The sequence below is a fragment of the Microbacterium wangyouchuni genome (genome assembly GCF_051546305.1).
In the GTDB taxonomy this organism is placed as follows: Bacteria; Actinomycetota; Actinomycetes; order Actinomycetales; family Microbacteriaceae; genus Microbacterium.
In genome coordinates, this window is sequence record NZ_JBPTMA010000004.1 from 225042 (window position 1) to 243208 (window position 18167).

The 18167-nt window shown below is 65.0% G+C and carries 16 protein-coding genes; all 16 read left to right on the forward strand.

Features of this window, described 5'->3' with window-relative positions; translation table 11 throughout:
- Window positions 1–13: 13 nt before the first annotated feature.
- Entirely contained in the window at window positions 14–1954 is a 1941-nt protein-coding gene (locus ACSS7Z_RS10215; RefSeq protein ID WP_438254554.1) for a primosomal protein N' family DNA-binding protein, read from the forward strand.
- Between the two features lie 23 nt (window positions 1955–1977).
- Entirely contained in the window at window positions 1978–2895 is a 918-nt protein-coding gene (gene fmt / locus ACSS7Z_RS10220; protein ID WP_438254556.1) for a methionyl-tRNA formyltransferase, read from the forward strand.
- Window positions 2896–2987: 92 nt separating this feature from the next.
- On the forward strand, window positions 2988–4340 hold the full coding sequence (locus ACSS7Z_RS10225) for an RsmB/NOP family class I SAM-dependent RNA methyltransferase (RefSeq protein WP_438254558.1): 1353 nt from the start codon (window positions 2988–2990) through the stop codon (window positions 4338–4340).
- A gap of 12 nt (window positions 4341–4352) precedes the next feature.
- Window positions 4353–5033, forward strand: coding sequence for a ribulose-phosphate 3-epimerase (gene rpe, locus ACSS7Z_RS10230; protein ID WP_438254559.1), 681 nt, complete (start codon window positions 4353–4355; stop codon window positions 5031–5033).
- Complete coding sequence (locus ACSS7Z_RS10235) at window positions 5030–5293, forward strand: phosphoribosyl-ATP diphosphatase (RefSeq protein WP_438254560.1); 264 nt, start codon at window positions 5030–5032, stop codon at window positions 5291–5293. The genes rpe and ACSS7Z_RS10235 overlap by 4 nt, the downstream gene beginning before the upstream one ends.
- 39 nt (window positions 5294–5332) lie before the next feature.
- Window positions 5333–6172: an ATP phosphoribosyltransferase gene (gene hisG, locus ACSS7Z_RS10240; RefSeq protein WP_438254561.1), complete on the forward strand. Its 840-nt coding sequence runs from the start codon at window positions 5333–5335 to the stop codon at window positions 6170–6172.
- Window positions 6172–6969 (forward strand): imidazole glycerol phosphate synthase subunit HisF, encoded by a 798-nt coding sequence (gene hisF / locus ACSS7Z_RS10245; protein ID WP_438254562.1) that lies wholly within the window; start codon window positions 6172–6174, stop codon window positions 6967–6969. Before hisG ends, hisF begins: the two co-directional genes overlap by 1 nt.
- Window positions 6956–7342, forward strand: a complete 387-nt coding sequence (gene hisI / locus ACSS7Z_RS10250; protein WP_438254563.1) for a phosphoribosyl-AMP cyclohydrolase — start codon at window positions 6956–6958, stop codon at window positions 7340–7342. The genes hisF and hisI overlap by 14 nt, the downstream gene beginning before the upstream one ends.
- The gene (locus ACSS7Z_RS10255) at window positions 7339–7923 is read left to right on the forward strand and encodes a Trp biosynthesis-associated membrane protein (RefSeq protein WP_438254564.1); all 585 of its coding nucleotides are present in this window, start codon (window positions 7339–7341) and stop codon (window positions 7921–7923) included. Before hisI ends, ACSS7Z_RS10255 begins: the two co-directional genes overlap by 4 nt.
- Before the next feature lie 47 nt (window positions 7924–7970).
- The gene (locus tag ACSS7Z_RS10260; protein ID WP_438254857.1) at window positions 7971–8201 is read left to right on the forward strand and encodes an HGxxPAAW family protein; all 231 of its coding nucleotides are present in this window, start codon (window positions 7971–7973) and stop codon (window positions 8199–8201) included.
- Window positions 8201–8977 (forward strand): indole-3-glycerol phosphate synthase TrpC, encoded by a 777-nt coding sequence (gene trpC, locus ACSS7Z_RS10265; protein WP_438254565.1) that lies wholly within the window; start codon window positions 8201–8203, stop codon window positions 8975–8977. The genes ACSS7Z_RS10260 and trpC overlap by 1 nt, the downstream gene beginning before the upstream one ends.
- Window positions 8974–10194, forward strand: a complete 1221-nt coding sequence (trpB, locus tag ACSS7Z_RS10270) for a tryptophan synthase subunit beta (RefSeq protein ID WP_438254566.1) — start codon at window positions 8974–8976, stop codon at window positions 10192–10194. The genes trpC and trpB overlap by 4 nt, the downstream gene beginning before the upstream one ends.
- Complete coding sequence (trpA, locus tag ACSS7Z_RS10275) at window positions 10191–10994, forward strand: tryptophan synthase subunit alpha (protein ID WP_438254567.1); 804 nt, start codon at window positions 10191–10193, stop codon at window positions 10992–10994. Before trpB ends, trpA begins: the two co-directional genes overlap by 4 nt.
- A gap of 10 nt (window positions 10995–11004) precedes the next feature.
- The gene (gene lgt, locus ACSS7Z_RS10280) at window positions 11005–12006 is read left to right on the forward strand and encodes a prolipoprotein diacylglyceryl transferase (RefSeq protein ID WP_438254569.1); all 1002 of its coding nucleotides are present in this window, start codon (window positions 11005–11007) and stop codon (window positions 12004–12006) included.
- 161 nt (window positions 12007–12167) lie between these two features.
- Window positions 12168–16691 carry a glutamate synthase large subunit gene (gene gltB, locus ACSS7Z_RS10285; protein WP_438254570.1) on the forward strand — a complete coding sequence of 1508 codons (4524 nt, stop codon included), beginning with the start codon at window positions 12168–12170 and terminating at the stop codon, window positions 16689–16691.
- Window positions 16684–18150, forward strand: a complete 1467-nt coding sequence (locus tag ACSS7Z_RS10290) for a glutamate synthase subunit beta (RefSeq protein ID WP_438254572.1) — start codon at window positions 16684–16686, stop codon at window positions 18148–18150. The genes gltB and ACSS7Z_RS10290 overlap by 8 nt, the downstream gene beginning before the upstream one ends.
- Window positions 18151–18167: the final 17 nt, after the last annotated feature.

Below are 18167 nucleotides of genomic sequence, written 5' to 3' on the forward strand. Positions count from 1 at the left end.
GCGGAGCCCGGCGATGAGCCGGCGCATCGCGCGGGTGCAGCTGGATTCTCCGCTGCCCCAGCTGGACCGGCTGTTCGACTACGCGCTACCGGCGGAACTCGGCGACGTCTCTCCCGGGGTTCGGGTGCGGGTGCCATTGCGCAGCGCCGGACGTCTTGTCGATGGTTACGTTGTCGAGGTGGCTGAAGAGGATGACGCTGAGCGTCCACTCTCCGAGGTGGACAACGTCGTATCGCAGGTCGCCGTTCTACCGGATCGCCTCTACAGGCTCGCGCGTCGTACCGCGGACCGGGCAGCAGGGTCGGCATCCGACATTCTGCGTCTGGTGATCCCCAAACGACAGGTGCGTGTAGAGAAGGCCTGGAAGGCGGATGCACCGGTTCCTGTGTTGGGTCCGGATGCGATCGCCCGAGCCACCGCAGTACTCAGCGAGTACGAGGGACTGAGCGCCGTGCTCGATGAACGTGGACGAGCAGGGGTCGAAGCGATCCCCGGAATCCGCGACGATATGCCGCGGTGGACACAGCTGCTCGCGGCCGCCGCCACCCACACCCTTGCTGCCGGTGCATCATCGATCCTCGTGGTTCCCGATCACCGCGATCTGGATCGTCTTTTGACGGCGTTGGAGACGATGCTGCCCGCCGAAGCCATCGTGCGCCACGATTCGCGGCAGACAAATCCAGACCGCTATCGCGGGTTCTTGCGATCACTGGAAGACGCGCCCTGCGTGGTTGTCGGAAACCGCTCGGCCGTGTATTCGCCGGTGCGTGCGGGACTCGTGGCGATCTGGGATGACGGCGACTCGCTCCTCGGCGAGCCCCTCGCACCCTACGTGCACGCTCGGGACGCGGCGCTGCTGCGGCAGGAGCAGGAATCCTCTGCGCTGCTGGTGGCTGCGCACAGCCGGACCACCGACGTTGAGCGACTGGTGATCCACGGCTGGCTGCAGGACGTCCGTGCAGCGCGCCGGGTCCTGCCGAAGGTCGTGCTGAGCACACAGCATGAACTGGAAGCGCCCACGCAGCGGGTGCACTCCAGCGCTTTCGCAGCGGCCCGCACTGCCACCGAATCCGGCCCGGTGCTGGTTCAGGTTTCCCGACCCGGATTCTCGCCCACTCTCGTCTGCGCTGAATGCCGCGCGCCCGCACGCTGTGCACCCTGTGGCGGCCCGCTGGGCGCGCGCCATCGCGGTGCCGTGCCGGTGTGCGGCTGGTGCGGACGGTCGGCTCGGGCGTGGGCGTGCCCCTCGTGTTCATCCACTCAGCTGCGGTTGGCGTCATCCGGGAGTGAGCGAACCGCAGACGAGCTGGGGCGCGCATTCCCCGGCGTGCGCGTGATCATCGCCGATGGCGCCCACCCGGTCGAATCGGTGTCGGACAAGCCCGCACTCGTTGTCGCCACCAGGGGAGCGGAGCCGATCGCCGAGGGCGGATATCGTTCCGTTGTGCTGTTGGACGGCTCCCGAATGCTGCAGGCCCCCGACCTCCGCGTCGGTGAGTCGTGCCTGCGCTGGTGGTCGAATGCCGCCGCTCTGGCAGCTCCCGGAGCACCGATCCACCTGGTCGGCGTCGATGGACCGGTGGCTCGGGCGCTGGCGACCTGGAACCAGTCCGGTTACGCCCGTTCCGAGCTGGCGGAGCGTGCACCGCTGCACATGCCGCCGGCAGCGAGAGTCGCCCTGATCGAGGGGATCGGGGCATCCGTGGAGCGCGCACTCACGAGCCTGCGTGCACTGCCGTTACCGGCTGACGCCATTCTCGGCCCGGTGCCGATCGAATCCGATGAGGACCGTGTCCGGGCGCTCGTCCGCTTCGAGTACGCCGCCGGCGCGACAGTGGCGACGACACTTCGTGCCGCGGTCGTTGCCGAAGCTGTCAAACGGCGACGGGGCAAAGCAGGCAACAACCGCATCCCGCTGTCACTGCGGCTCGATATCCTCGATCCAGAGCTTTAATCCCTTCCTTCCGGAGAACCTTTATGCGCCTCGTCTTCGCCGGCACCCCTGCCGCAGCCGTCCCGACTCTGCGAACCCTCGTGCGTTCGCACGAGATCGCAGCCGTCATCACCCGACCGGATGCCCCGCTGGGGCGTAAACGCGTCCTCACACCCTCGCCCGTGGCTCAGGCTGCCGAGGAGCTGGGGCTGCCGATCATCAAGGCCGCACGCCTGGATGACGAGGCCACCGAAAAGATCACGGCGCTGGAGCCTGAGCTGGGCGTTATCGTCGCCTATGGCGGGCTGGTGCGCGAGCCATTGCTGTCTGCTCCTGAACACGGGTGGATCAACCTGCACTTCTCGTTGCTGCCGCAGTGGCGGGGCGCTGCCCCCGTGCAGCGCGCGCTGATCGCCGGAGGTACCGAACTCGGCGCCAGCGTCTTCCAGCTGGTTCCCGCGTTGGATGCCGGTGACGTCTATGCCGCTCGCACGGTGCCGGTTGCGGCGGACGCGACCGCGGACGTCGCCCTGCGGATCCTCGCGGACGACGGGGCAGGCCTGACAGCAGATGTCGTCGCATCCATCGCTGATGGCACCGGCGTGGCTGTTGCGCAGCAGGGCGAGGCCACCGTCGCCCCCAAGCTCACCCTCGAAGACGGTGCGCTGGAGTGGACGCAGTCCGCGGCCGAGCTGTTCGCCCGGTTCCGCGGCGTCACGCCCGAACCCGGCGCCCATACGACGGTCGAAGGACTTCGCGTGAAGGTCTTGGAGATGGCGCCGATCGACGCCGAGGCGCAGGCGCCCGGAACTGTCTGGACGACGAAACAGGCGCTGCTGGTCGGCACCGGAACAACACCCGTGGCGGTGACCCGCGTGCAGCCCGCTGGCAAGGGCGCGATGAATGCCACCGACTGGTGGCGGGGTCTCCGCGCCGACGAGAACGTGCGGTTCGGCGCATGACCGGCCAGCAGAGGCGCGGTAACGCCAGACAGAGTTCCCCGGCACGCGGAGCACAGCAGCGCCGCCCCGCGCGTGCGCCACAGGCACGCCAGGTGTCTCCTGCGCGCCGCGTCGCCTACGACGTTCTCCGCGCCGTCAGCGACTCTGATGCCTATGCGAACCTGCTGCTGCCCTCGGCGATCGCCGAGGCCCAGCTGAACCCGCAGGATGCGGGGCTGGCGACCGAACTCACCTATGGCACGCTCCGCCGACGCGGCACCTACGACGCGATCATCGCCGCCGCTGCCGGCCGGCCAGCGGACGAGATCGACGCGCCGGTGCTCGACGCTCTGCGCCTCGCCACCCACCAGTTGCTCGCTACCCGCGTCGCCTCGCACGCAGCGGTCAACGAGTCCGTGAACCTCGTCTCTGATGCTGTCGGTAGGGGACCGTCCGGATTCACCAATGCCGTGCTACGTCGAATCTCTCAAGACACACCCGGTGTGTGGCAGGAACGCATCGAAGCGGCGGCACGCTCGGACGATGAGCGGCTGGGGCTTCGCACCGCGCACCCGGTTTGGATCATCCGCGCGCTGCGGCGTGCACTCGCTGCCGAAGGCCGAGTCGAAGAGCTGGAAGAGCTCCTCGAGGCCGACAACGTCTCGCCTCAGGTCACCCTCGTCGCCCTTCCCGGCCTCGCCGAGCGCGGTACTCCCGCCCGTCCCTACGCACCGACCGCATTCGCTTCACCGGGCGGAGACCCGCTGAAGATGATCTCCGAAGCCGGCGGCAGGATCCGCGTGCAGGACGAGGGCTCGCAGCTCGTCGCCCTCGCGCTAGCCGCTGCGAAGCCGATTGCGGCGGGGGAGCAGTGGCTCGACCTCTGTGCCGGCCCCGGCGGCAAGACAGCACTGCTTGCGGCCATCGCGAACCAGCACGAGGTTACGCTCGAAGCCAACGAGGTGATCCCGGCACGCGCAGGGCTCGTCCGCAAGGCGTTGCAGGCCGTGCCCGGTGAGGTCACTGTCCACGAGCAGGACGGGCGTGACCTGGTTGCAGCGAACCCTGCGCGGTTCGACCGGATCCTCGTCGACGCGCCCTGCACAGGGCTGGGCGCTCTGCGTCGTCGCCCCGAAGCACGCTGGCGCAAGACGCCGGCCGATGTCGCCGAGCTGGTTCCGCTGCAGGAGCAGCTGCTCGCCGGTGCCATCGATGCTCTCGCACCGGGCGGTGTGGTCGCGTACGTCACGTGCTCGCCGCACCTCGCCGAGACCAGCGGCGTGGTCGCCGAGGTGCTGCGCACCCGCGATGACGTCGATGAACTGGATGCCGCGGCGATCCTCGCATCGCTCGTCGACAGTCCCATCGACCTGGCATCCGACGGGACCGGCAGAGTGCAGCTGTGGCCGCACCGCAACGGCACCGACGCGATGTTCCTCGCGCTCCTGCAGCGCACTATGAGCTAGGAGAATGACCCCATGAGCCTTCCCTCGGCCCCGCGCATCAACCCCAGCATCCTGTCCGCGGACTTCGTCAATATGCAGGCGGATCTGGAGCGCATCGCATCCGCTGATTTCGTGCACGTCGATGTCATGGACAATCACTTCGTGCCCAATCTGACATTCGGGACGCAGATGGTGGAACGTATTCAAGCGACGAGCCCGGTGCCGCTGGATGTTCATCTCATGATCTCGGATGCCGATCGTTGGGCGCCGGGGTACGCCGAGCTGGGCGCAGCCAGCGTCACCTTCCATCTGGAAGCAACGGCCCGTCCAGTGGAACTTGCCCGACGCCTCCGTGAGATCGGCTCCCGCGCCGGGGTCGCCATCAAACCGGACACTGCCGGTGACAGCCTCTACGAGATCATGGATGAGTTTGATCAGATCCTCGTGATGACTGTCGAACCCGGTTTCGGCGGTCAGGGCTTCCTGTCTTCGACGATGCCGAAGCTGCGTGCGCTGGTCGAGGAAGCTCGGCGGCGCAACTCGACGGTCTGGTTCCAGGTCGACGGCGGCATATCACTCGACACGATTGCGCAGGCAGCCGAGGCGGGCGCCGACACATTCGTCGCGGGATCTGCCGTATTCGGTGCCGAGAACATCGAAGCGGCCATCCACGGGCTTCGAGAGCGTGCGCGAGCCGCTAGCCTGGAATCGTGAAGACTTTCGACGAGCTGTTCGCTGAGCTCAGCGTCAAGGCCGAGACCCGCCCAACCGGATCCGGAACCGTCGCCGAGCTCGACGGCGGTGTACACACGATCGGCAAGAAGATCGTAGAAGAGGCAGCCGAGGTATGGATGGCTGCCGAGTACGAATCAAACGATGAAACTGCCGAGGAGATCTCGCAGCTGCTTTATCACCTGCAGGTGATGATGATCGCGAAGGGACTGAGCCTTCAGGATGTCTACCGACATCTGTGAAGCGTTCCCGACCCTTCCCCTCTGATCTGAAAGCGCCCCATGCTTCGTATTGCTGTCCCCAACAAGGGCTCACTGTCTGAGACCGCCGCCGAGATGCTCGCCGAAGCCGGTTATGCCGGCCGCCGTGATTCCAAGACTCTCCACCTCGTCGACGCACCCAACGGCGTTGAGTTCTTCTTCCTCCGCCCACGTGACATCGCCACGTACGTGGCATCGGGTGCGCTCGATGTGGGCATCACTGGCCGTGACCTGCTGCGCGATGTCCCCCAGCAGGCCCGGGAGATCCAAGAACTCGGATTCGCGCGGTCGACCTTCCGTTTCGCTGCTCCCAGCGGGCAGTACTCCACGATCGAGGAGCTTTCGGGAGCGCGCATCGCCTCCGCCTATCCCGGTCTGGTGGACCGCTTCCTGCGCGAGCACGGCATCGAGGCCACCCTGGTGTCGCTCGATGGGGCCGTAGAGTCCGCTGTGCGCTTGGGCGTTGCCGATGCGATCGCCGATGTCGTGGAGACGGGCACCACCCTGCGGCAGGCGGGGCTGGAGATCTTCGGTCCGGTCATCATCGAATCCGAAGCCGTTCTCATCAGCCGTCCCGGCGACGCGGAGGGAACCGACAAACTACTGCGTCGACTGCGCGGTGTAATCGTCGCACGACGGTATGCACTTCTGGACTACGTGCTTCCGGTCGAACTGCTCGAAAAAGCCGTTGCGATCGCTCCGGGCCGCGAGTCGCCGACGATTTCGCCGCTGAAGGACGATTCCATGGTGGCCGTGCGTGTGATGATCCCGCAGAAGGGCATCAACGGTGTGATGGATGATCTGTACGCTCTGGGCGCCAGAGCGCTGCTGGTCACCGCGATCCACGCTGCGAGGCTCTGATGACTCTCACCAGCCGAGTGATCCCATGCCTCGATGTTGCAGCAGGTCGCGTCGTCAAAGGCGTGAACTTCGAGAACCTGCGCGACATGGGCGATCCTGTCGAACTCGCGGCGCACTACGCTGCGCAGGGAGCCGACGAGATCACCTTCCTCGATGTCACCGCCACGGTCGATGAGCGCGCGACCACCTATGACGTCGTTCAGCGCACCGCCGAACAGGTTTTCGTTCCGCTCACCGTTGGTGGGGGCATTCGCAGCGTTGAAGACGTCGCCCGGCTGCAGGGCGTTGGCGCAGACAAGATCGGTGTCAACTCAGCCGCGATCGCGCGACCGGATCTGATCGGCGAGATCGCGGATCGTTTCGGCTCGCAGGTGCTCGTACTCTCGCTGGACATCAAAAGATCGACGACTACGGCATCCGGCTTCATGATCACCACCCATGGCGGACGCACGGCGACAACGCTGGACGCACTGGACTGGGCACGTGAGGCGATCGAGCGCGGTGCCGGTGAACTGCTGGTCAACTCCATCGACGCCGACGGCACCCGCGACGGCTTCGATCTCGAGTTGGTGCGCCTGATGCGTGAAGTCTCGTCGGTTCCCGTGATCGCTTCCGGCGGCGCGGGCGCTGTCACCGACTTCGCGCCCGCGATCAAGGCCGGTGCGGATGCTGTGCTGGCCGCGAGTGTCTTTCACTCTGGGGCGTTCACCATCGGTGACGTCAAGGCCGCTATGCGCGCTGAGGGGATTCTGGTTCGAGACGCGGCATCTAGCGAGCGGGGCGATGCTGATGACTGATCTGGAAGCGCGTATCGCCCAGGTGGTGTGGAACGCCGACGGCTTGGCGCCCGCGATCGTGCAGCAGTGGGACACGCGTGAGGTTCTCATGCTGGCTTGGCTGGATGCTGAGGCTCTTCGGCGCACTCTGACTACCGGTCGCGTCACCTACTGGTCCCGCTCACGGCAGGAATACTGGCGCAAGGGCGATACCTCAGGCCACGTGCAGCAGGTGCGCGAAGCGCGTCTGGATTGCGACGGTGACGCCATCCTGCTGCTCGTCGAGCAGATCGGACCCGCGTGCCACACCGGAACACGCACATGCTTCGATGCGAACGACCTCGAAGCTGTCGCCTTTTCCGCTGAACAGGCGGAGTCAGGCACCCCAGAATGAACGCGGTCAAGCGCGGCCGCAGCACCGCGGCCATCGGATTTCTGCTCGCGGGCGGCATCGGAATCATCTCGTCTACGCAGACCTGGCTGACACTCCAGCGCTCCGATGGCGGTGAGCCGATTCTGATCCCCGGTGCGGATGCTCTCGCGCTGCTGGCACCTCTGAGTCTTGCCGTGCTCGCGCTCGGCGCGGCGCTGGCCATCGCCGGAGTGGTGCTGCGCTATGTCTTTGCGGCCATTGCGCTGCTCGCCGGAGGCTTTCTGACCTGGTGGACGGCCGAGATCCTCATCGAGGCGCCCGAGGCCGCGTACGCTCCGACGGTGACTGAGACCACGGGCCTTGCCGGCGGAACAGCCGTTGCCGACGTCATCCAAACGCTCTCTCCATCTCTGTGGCCGTGGGCTGCTCTGATCGGATGGGTGCTGTTGATAGCCACCGCGCTGTTCGTGCTGTCGACGGCGAGGCGGTGGAAGAGCGGGGGCAAGCGCTACCGCACCGACACCGTTCACGACGCTGAGGGCACCGTTGATGCCATTGACTCCTGGGATGACCTGTCGCGCGGGACAGACCCCACCCAGTGACCCGGATAGACTGATTGCAATACCCCATGACTGCCTCGGAGGAGAACATGACCAACCCCATTGCTGACCCCGGCCACGGACACTCGCCTGCGGCTTGGACCGCTGTGGTGGTCATGCTGATCGGCGTCGCGGCCGGCACGGTAGCGTTCTGCTTCGAAGCGCCGCTGTTTGTGTGGATCTCGGTCGGCATCATCGTCGTCGGCGCTCTTCTCGGCCCGATTCTGGCGAAAGCCGGATGGGGAGTGAACGGACCCAAGTACTCGCCGAAGGGCCACTGATGGTCCTCGCCGACCTGACGGCCGGCGCAGTTCAGGACGCTGAGCGTCGTGCGCTGACACGCCCCCTCGCCGAGGTCGAAAAGGCCGCGCTCGCGCGCCCAGCGGCCAGGGATGCGCTGGCCGCACTCGCTCCGGCAGAACGCGTCAAGATCATCGCCGAGGTGAAGCGCGCGAGTCCTTCTCGCGGTGCTCTCGCCGAGATCCCGGATCCTGCGCACCAGGCGGGCCTCTACGAGCTCGGTGGCGCCTCGGCGATCAGCGTGCTCACCGAAGAGCGCCGTTTCGGCGGAAGCCTGGCCGACCTCGTGGCCGTCACCGATCGCGTCTCGGTTCCGGTACTGCGCAAAGACTTCATCGCCACCCCGTATCAGGTGCTCGAAGCGCGCGCGGCGGGGGCCGATCTCGCCCTGCTGATCGTTGCAGGTCTGGAGCCGAAGGTGCTGCAGCAGCTCTACACGCTGATCACGGAACTCGGGATGACCCCGCTGGTGGAGACCCATTCGGCAGAGGAGCTCGAAGCAGCGATCGACCTGGGCGCAGCACTCATCGGAGTGAACGCTCGCAATCTCAAGACGCTGGAGCTGGACCGCGACCTGTTCAGCACTCTGGTGGACCGGATTCCTGCGGATGCTGTGAAGATCGCTGAGTCTGCTGTGCTCGAGCCCGCCGACGTCGCGCGCTACCGCTCTGCAGGAGCAGACGTGGTGCTGATCGGCGAAGCGCTGGTGACCGGGGACCCGGTCGCCACCCTGAAGAGTTTCCTGGAGGTGGGATGAGCCTGCGCGACCAGCCGGGTCCGTTCTTCGGCGAGTTCGGCGGCCGGTACATGCCGGAGTCGCTCATCGCAGCGATCGATGAACTGACCGTGGCCTACGAAGAAGCCATCGCTGACGAGGCGTTTCGTGCAGAGCTCGCCGGACTGCTGGGCAGCTACGCTGGCCGGCCCTCGGCGCTGACCGAGGTGCAGCGCTTCGCGGCCCATGCCGGCGGCGCACGGGTGTTCCTCAAGCGTGAAGATCTGAACCACACCGGCAGCCACAAGATCAACAACGTGCTCGGTCAGGCGCTGCTCACCAAGCGCTTGGGCAAGACACGCGTGATCGCCGAGACCGGAGCCGGTCAGCACGGTGTCGCCACAGCGACAGCGGCAGCGCTGTTCGGCCTGGACTGCACGATCTACATGGGCGAGGTCGACACCGAGCGTCAGGCATTGAACGTTGCGCGCATGCGTCTGCTGGGTGCCGAGGTCGTTTCCGTCACCACCGGTTCGCGCACCCTCAAGGATGCGATCAACGACGCGTACCGCGACTGGGTCGCCACCGTCGAGACCACCAACTACATCTTCGGTACCGCCGCCGGTCCCCACCCGTTCCCCGCGATGGTGCGTGACTTCCAGAAGATCATCGGAGAAGAGGCCCGCCAGCAGCTGCTGGACGAGGTCGGTCGTCTGCCTGACGCCGTCGTGGCGTGCGTGGGCGGCGGATCGAACGCGATCGGTATGTTTGACGCTTTCCTGGATGACGAGAACGTGAAGCTCTACGGTGTGGAAGCTGCCGGTGACGGCGTGGAAACCGACAGGCATGCGGCCTCGATCGAACGTGGTCGTCCGGGCGTGCTGCACGGTGCACGTACGTACCTGCTGCAGGATGAGGACGGCCAGACGATCGAGTCCCACTCGATCTCGGCGGGCTTGGACTATCCCGGCGTCGGCCCCGAGCACTCCTGGCTCGCCGATATCGGCCGTGCGGAGTACATTCCCGCAACCGATGATGAGGCGATGCAGGCGCTACGACTTCTGAGTCGCACCGAGGGCATCATCCCGGCGATTGAATCGGCCCATGCACTGGCCGGCGCGCTTCGGTTGGGTGCAGAACTCGGGCCGGATGCGATCATCGCGGTGTGCCTGTCCGGACGCGGCGACAAAGACATGGATACGGCCGCGCGCTACTTCGATCTGTATGACAGCGCCGCCGGTATGGAGACTGCCCGATGAGTCGTATCGAACGCGCCCTGCAAAAGGCTCAGGATGCTGGACGCGGTGCGTTCATCGGCTACCTGCCGGTTGGTTTCCCGGATCTTGAGACCAGCATCCAGGCCGCGATCACACTCGCTGAGAACGGCGCCGACGTCATCGAACTCGGTCCGCCCTACAGCGACCCGGTGATGGACGGACCAATCATCCAGGAAGCCACCCGCAGCGCCCTGGCAGCGGGTTTCAGAACCCGCGACCTGTTCACTGCGGTGAAGGCCATCGCGGCGGCCACTGATGTGCCCGTCGTGGTGATGACCTATTGGAACCCGATCGTGCAGTACGGCATCGACCGCTACGCCGATGACCTTCTGGCGGCCGGCGGTGCGGGGATCATCACTCCAGACATCACGCCAGAAGCGGCAGGGGAGTGGATCGCCGCCAGCGAACGCACCGGTCTGGATCGGATCTTCCTGGCAGCCCCCACCTCCACCGACGAACGCCTCGAGCTCGTCGTGAAGTCCTCGACCGGATTCATTTACACGGTCTCCACCATGGGCATCACGGGCGAGCGTGCGCAACTCGATAAGGCAGCGCGCACGCTGGTCAGCCGCCTGCGCACGCACGGCGCGACTCGCGCCTGTGTCGGCATCGGCATCTCCACCGCCGACCAGATCGCGGACGTCGTCGACTACGCCGACGGCGCGATCGTTGGAACCGCCCTCGTACGCGCTCTGCGCGACGGGGGACTGGATGCCCTGGCCGACGTCACCAAAACCCTCACCGCCGGCACTTCGTCGGCGGCCACCTCACACGGGAACTAGAATCGCACTCATGTCCCTCGCGCTCCACACAGCCTTCACCGGCGTGCTCACCAGCATCCCGAGCCCCGCTGTCAGCTACATCGACCTCGGTCCGCTGCGGATTCACTTCTACGCGCTGTGCATCATCGCCGGCATCGTGGTGGCCACGCTTCTGACTAATAACAGGCTGACCCGGCGTGGAGCAGAGCCGTGGGTTGTCATCGACATCGCGATCCTCGCCGTTCCGCTGGCGATCATCGGCGCGCGCATCTTCCACGTGCTCACGCATCCGAACTTCTACTTCGGAGAAGGCAAGAACACCTGGAATCCCTTGGAGCCGGGTTCGGTCTGGGCGATCTGGGAGGGCGGTATCGCCATCTTCGGTGCGCTTCTGGGCGGTGCCGTCGGCGCATACCTCGGCTGCAAGTGGACCGGCATCCGGTTCTGGACGTTCGCTGACGCTCTCGCGCCCGGCTTGCTGCTGGCACAGGCGATGGGTCGTTTCGGCAACTGGTTCAACCACGAACTGTTCGGCCTTCCCACCGATCTTCCCTGGGGCCTGGAGATCGAATCGGACAATGTAGCCTTCCCTCCCGGCCTTGCCGAGGGCACGCTATTCCACCCGACGTTCCTCTATGAGGTCATCTGGAACGTGCTCGGCGTCTTCTTCCTGCTGTGGATCGGTCACAAGCTCAGCCTGCAGTGGGGCAAGGTCTTCGCGATCTACCTCATCTGGTACAGCGCCGGCCGCATCCTCTGGGAATCGATTCGTATCGACCCGAGCGAGATCATCCTGGGTCTGCGCAGCAACGTGTGGGCAGCGATTCTCAGCGTCGTCGTCGGTATCGTCATCCTGATCGTGCAGAGCCGCCGTCACACCGGACGTGAGGCATCGCCGTACGTCCCCGGACGGGGCCGGAAGGATGCCGACGCTGTTGTAGAATCGCAGAACAATCTCGACGACTTCGTCGATGTGAGCGAGCCTCCCGTCGAAGTTTCCACCGGAGCCACCGCCACAAGCACCGCTCCCTGAGTGAGGGAAGCTCCCGAAGCCTCACTCGCCGAGTAAGGAATCCACTGCACTGAACGAGCGGGCCAACGTCGTCCCCAGTGTCACTTGAGTATCTGAGGACGGTACAGGTGTACTTTCAACCTCCCTATGGCGCATCAGGCGCTTACCCCCCGAAGCAGGGCATGTACAACCCGGCATTCGAAAAGGATGCCTGCGGCCTAGCCATGGTCGCAACGCTCCGCGGAAGCGCGGGGCACGACATCATCCAGTTAGCACTAGAGGCCTTACGCAACCTCGAGCACCGCGGCGCTATCGGTTCCGACTCCGGAACGGGCGACGGGGCAGGCATCCTCACGCAGATGCCAGATGCGTTCCTCCGCGAAGTTACCGACTTCGATCTTCCCGCCGCAGGCGAGTACGCCGCAGGCCTCACCTTCTTGCCGTTGCACGCCGCAGAGCGCCGCACCCAGAAGGCGGGCGTTGAGAAGATCGCTCGCGAAGAGGGCCTCACGGTGCTGGGCTGGCGAGTGGTTCCCACCGCCAACCAGAACCTCGGCAAGCTCGCCGACGAAGCGCGTCCTGCGTTCGAGCAGCTCTTCGTCGCCACGAATCCTGCTCCCGCGGATCAGCAGCGACTCTCCGGTATCGCGCTGGATCGCGCCGCGTATCGGCTTCGCAAGCGCGCGGGTCATGAGCTCGGGGCGTATTTCGTTTCCCTGTCCAGCCGAACCATCGGCTACAAGGGAATGGTCACCACCCTTCAGCTCGAGCCGTTTTACCCGGATCTGCAGGACGAGCGGTTCGCCTCGGAGCTTGCGGTTGTGCACTCCCGCTACTCGACGAACACTTTCCCGTCGTGGCCGCTGGCGCAGCCGCTGCGGATGCTGGCGCACAACGGCGAGATCAACACCGTCGGCGGCAACCGCAATTGGATGCGTGCACGACAGTCCCAGCTCGAATCGGAGCTGCTCGGAAACATTCGCCCGCTGCTGCCCATCTGCACCCCCGGAGCCAGCGACTCGGCATCCTTCGACGAGGTCCTGGAACTGCTGACTCTCACCGGCCGCAGCCTGCCCCACGCGATCATGATGATGGTGCCGGAGGCCTATGAGAAGCAGACGGACATCGCGCCGGACCTGCGCGCCTTCTACGAGTACCACTCCAATCACATGGAGCCCTGGGACGGCCCCGCCGCTCTCATCTTCACCGACGGCACACTGGTCGGCGCAACCCTTGATCGCAACGGGTTGCGCCCGGGCCGTTGGACCGAGACGACGGACGGGCTGGTCGTGATCGGCTCCGAGACCGGCGTCCTGGAGTTCGAGCCGGAGCGCATCAAGCGCCGCGGACGGTTGCAGCCGGGCAAGATGTTCCTTGTCGATACCGATGCCGGGCGGATCATCGAGGACGAGGAGATCAAGCACGACCTTGCGACGATGCATCCGTGGCAGGAATGGCTCGATCAGGGCACCGTGCGGCTAGCGGAACTTCCCGAGCGCGAACACATCGTGCACCCGCCGGCATCCATCACTCGGCGCCAGCGCACATTCGGCTACACCGAAGAAGAAGTGCGCATTCTGCTCACGCCGATGGGACAGCACGGCGCAGAGCCTTTGGGCGCGATGGGATCTGACACACCGATCGCCGTGCTCAGCGAGCGTCCGCGTCTGCTGTTCGACTACTTCACCCAGCAGTTCGCCCAGGTGACGAACCCGCCGCTGGATTCGATCCGGGAAGAGGTCGTCACCAGCCTTCGGCTCGGGCTCGGCCCGGAGCGGAACCTGCTGAGCTGGGGTCCGGAGCACACCCGTACCGTCACCCTCGATTTCCCGGTGATCGATAACGACGAACTGGCGAAGATCCGCTATATCGACCGGGCACTGCCGAATCGCTCGGCCGTCACGATCAGTGGCCTTTATCATTTCGACGCTGGCGCTCATACGATGCAGGAACGGCTCACCCAGATGTGTGCCGAGGTCGACGACGCGATCGCCAGCGGGGCCGAATTCATCATTCTTTCCGATCGGGACTCGAACAAGGACCTCGTCCCGATCCCGTCGCTGCTCATGGTCTCGGCGATCCATCACCATCTAATCCGGCGCGAGAACCGCATGAAGGTCGGCCTGATCGTCGAAGCAGGCGATGTGCGTGAGGTGCATCATGTGGCGACCCTGATGGGCTATGGGGCCTCCGCGGTGAACCCGTACCTGGCGATGGAAACTGTCGAGCATCTGGTTCGTACCGGCTTCATCACCGGGATCACCCCGGAGACGGCGGTCCGCAACCTGATCTACGCGCTCGGCAAGGGCGTTTTGAAGATCATGTCCAAGATGGGCATCTCCACGATCTCGTCGTACTCGGGCGCTCAGGTGTTCGAAGCAGTTGGTCTCGGCCAGGAGTTCGTCGACGCGTACTTCACCGGAACCGAGACCAAACTCGGCGGCATCGACATCGAAGACGTGTTCGCGGAGAATCAGGCCCGTCACGACTATGCATATCCGGAGGACGCGGCAGCGCGTGCACATGAGCGTCTGTGGACCGGTGGGGAGTACCAGTGGCGACGTGACGGCTCGCCTCACCTGTTCAACCCCGAGACGGTGTTCCGACTGCAGCACTCCACGCGTAATCGGCGATACGACATCTTCCGCGAATACACCAAGCTCGTTGATGACCAGGCTGCTGAGCTGAAGACGCTGCGCGGGCTGTTCCGGCTGCGTCAGGGAGCGCACCCTGCTGTGCCACTGGATGAGGTCGAATCCGTGAGTTCGATCGTGAAGCGATTCTCGACCGGCGCAATGAGCTACGGCTCTATCTCACGCGAAGCACATGAGACCCTGGCCATCGCCATGAACAGTATCGGCGGCAAGTCGAACACCGGTGAAGGCGGCGAGGACGTCGATCGGCTGCTGGATACTGAACGACGCAGTTCTATCAAGCAGGTTGCATCCGGTCGGTTCGGCGTGACGAGTCTGTATCTGACGAAGTCCGACGATATCCAGATCAAGCTCGCACAGGGTGCGAAGCCCGGCGAAGGCGGGCAATTGCCACCGGGCAAGGTCTACCCTTGGGTTGCGCGGACGCGTCATGCCACCGCGGGAGTCGGTCTCATTTCGCCGCCACCGCACCATGACATCTACTCGATCGAAGATCTGAAGCAGCTCATTTTCGATCTGAAACGCGCGAACCCCGGGGCGCGGATCCACACCAAGCTCGTGAGCCAATCCGGCATCGGTGCGGTTTCCGCCGGTGTCGCGAAGGCGCTCAGCGATGTCATCCTGGTTTCCGGACACGACGGCGGGACGGGAGCGAGTCCGCTGAATTCGCTGAAACACGCGGGGACACCCTGGGAGTTGGGCCTCGCTGAAACTCAGCAGACACTCATGCTCAACGGCATGCGCGATCGCGTTGTGGTGCAGGTTGATGGACAGCTCAAAACCGGACGCGACGTCATCATCGGTGCACTGTTGGGTGCGGAGGAATTCGGATTCGCAACCGCTCCGCTGGTCGTCAGCGGATGCATCATGATGCGCGTATGTCATTTGGACACCTGTCCAGTGGGCGTCGCGACGCAGAACCCGGCGTTGCGCGAGCGTTTCACGGGTAAACCGGAATTCGTCGTCAATTTCATGGAGTTCATCGCTGAAGAGGTGCGCGAGATCCTCGCCGAACTCGGTTTCCGTTCGCTTGATGAGATCATCGGCCGCGCCGACCTCATCGAGGCGAATGCGGCGATAGCTCACTGGAAAGCGGACGGTTTGGATCTTTCACCGATCCTGGAAGGACCGGAGTTCCCCGCATCCGAGCCTCGTCGGAGTGGACGCCCGCAAGAGCACGAACTCGATAAGCACTTTGATGTTCAGCTCATAGCGATGGCGAAGGATGCTCTCGAGGAGAAGGCTCCGGTCGTCGCCGCATTGCCAATTCGCAACACTGAGCGCGCCGTCGGCACCATGCTCGGTCATGAGGTGACCGCCCGGTTCGGCGCAGCGGGACTGCCGCGCGAGACGATCGATGTGACCCTGCACGGCACCGCTGGGCAGTCACTCGGCGCTTTCCTGCCTGCAGGAATCATCCTCCGACTCGAGGGCGACGCGAATGACTACGTGGGCAAAGGCTTGTCCGGAGGCGATATCGTCGTTCGCCCACCGCGCAGCTCGAGCTATGCCCCGCATGAGAATGTGATCGCCGGCAACGTCATCGGCTACGGCGCGACTTCGGGAGCGATGTTTATCTCCGGAGTCGTAGGGGAGCGGTTCCTGGTGCGAAACTCCGGTGCGACCGCGGTCGTCGAAGGAGTCGGCGACCACGCCTTGGAATACATGACCGGTGGTGTAGCCGTGATTCTGGGAAACACCGGGCGCAACCTCGGCGCCGGGATGTCCGGCGGTGTGGCTTATGTTCACGCGCTGCGTACCGAGAACGTCAACCAGCAGTCTCAGGAAAGCGGAGAACTGCAGCTGCGAGAGCTCGACCGGGCGGATCTCGAAGTACTGCGCGGCCTGCTCGCCGAGCATGCCGAGCGTACCGAGTCTCCATTGGCTCAGCGGATGCTGGACGGCTTCGATGTCGTGGCATCCGAATTCGTAAAAGTACTGCCGCGTGACTTCGCGGCGGTGCAGTCCATGCGCCAGGAAGCAGAGGCAGCCGGTATCGATCCGGATGGCGACGCAGTCTGGAGCCGGATCCTGGAGGTGACCGGTGGCTGATCCCAAGGGCTTTCTGAAGGTGACGGAGCGCGAGCTGCCAGCACGGCGCCCCGTTCCGGTTCGCATCATGGATTGGAAAGAGGTCTACGAGCCGGGGGAGACGGCGGTGCTGCGCCGTCAGGCAGGCCGCTGCATGGACTGCGGTGTGCCGTTCTGTCACCAGGGGTGCCCGCTCGGCAATCTCATTCCCGAGTGGAACGATCTGACTTGGCGCGGCGAGGATCGTTCGGCTATCGAACGCCTCCACGCGACGAACAACTTTCCCGAGTTCACGGGCCGGCTGTGTCCTGCACCGTGCGAAAGCGCATGCGTGCTGGGAATCAACCAACCCGCGGTGACCATCAAGCAGGTCGAGGTCTCGATCATCGACAACGCTTTCAACAGAGGGTGGGTGGAGCCGCAGCCGCCTGAGCGACTCACCGGGAAGACCGTCGCTGTCGTCGGCTCGGGCCCGGCGGGGCTCGCGGCCGCTCAGCAGTTGACGCGGGCCGGACACACGGTTGCTGTCTTTGAGAGGGACGACCGTATCGGCGGGCTGCTGCGGTACGGCATCCCGGACTTCAAGATGGAGAAGTCTCACGTCGAGGCCCGCCTGCATCAGATGCAGGAAGAGGGCACCCGCTTCCGCGCCGGAGTGGAGATCGGCCGGGACATCAGTTGGGCGGATCTGCGGGCACGTTATGACGCCGTGGTGATCGCCACCGGTTCGACGGTGCCACGCGATCTACCGTTGCCGGGGCGTGATCTGGACGGTGTGCACTTCGCGATGGAGTACCTCGTGGAGTCGAACCATGCCGTTGCCGGTGACACGGTGACGGATCAGATCACGGCCAAGGGCAAGCACGTCATCGTCATCGGCGGCGGAGATACCGGTGCTGACTGCATCGGAACCGCGCACCGGCAGGGGGCATTGAGCGTCACGAATTTGGCCATCGGCACGCAACCCGGCACCGAACGGCCCGATCATCAGCCCTGGCCGATGATGCCGAACATCTTCGAGGTGCAGTCCGCGCATGAAGAAGGCGGTGAACGTCACTACCTGGCATCCACTGTCGAGTTCCTCGCGAACGCGGCCGGCGAGGTGCGTGCGTTGCGCGTCGCTGAAACCGAGTACGTCGACGGCAAGCGTGTGCCCAAGAGCGGTACGGAGCGTGAGATCCCGGCGGACTTGATCCTGATCGCGATGGGATTCACCGGTCCCGAACACGATCTGTTCACCGATGAGCTGCGGCCAGAGGTGACGGCATCGGGTGGCTTCGAGCGCGATGGGGCGTACGCGTCTACGATTCCCGGCGTTTTCGTCGCCGGTGACGCTGGCCGCGGCCAGTCGCTCATCGTGTGGGCGATTGCTGAAGGGCGGGCTGCGGCAGCAAGTGTCGACCGGTTCCTGATGGGGGAGTCGGTATTGCCGTCGCCCGTTATGCCGAATGATGTCGCGATCGGCCTGCAGCCCGCGTAGGCTGGCTAAGGCAACGT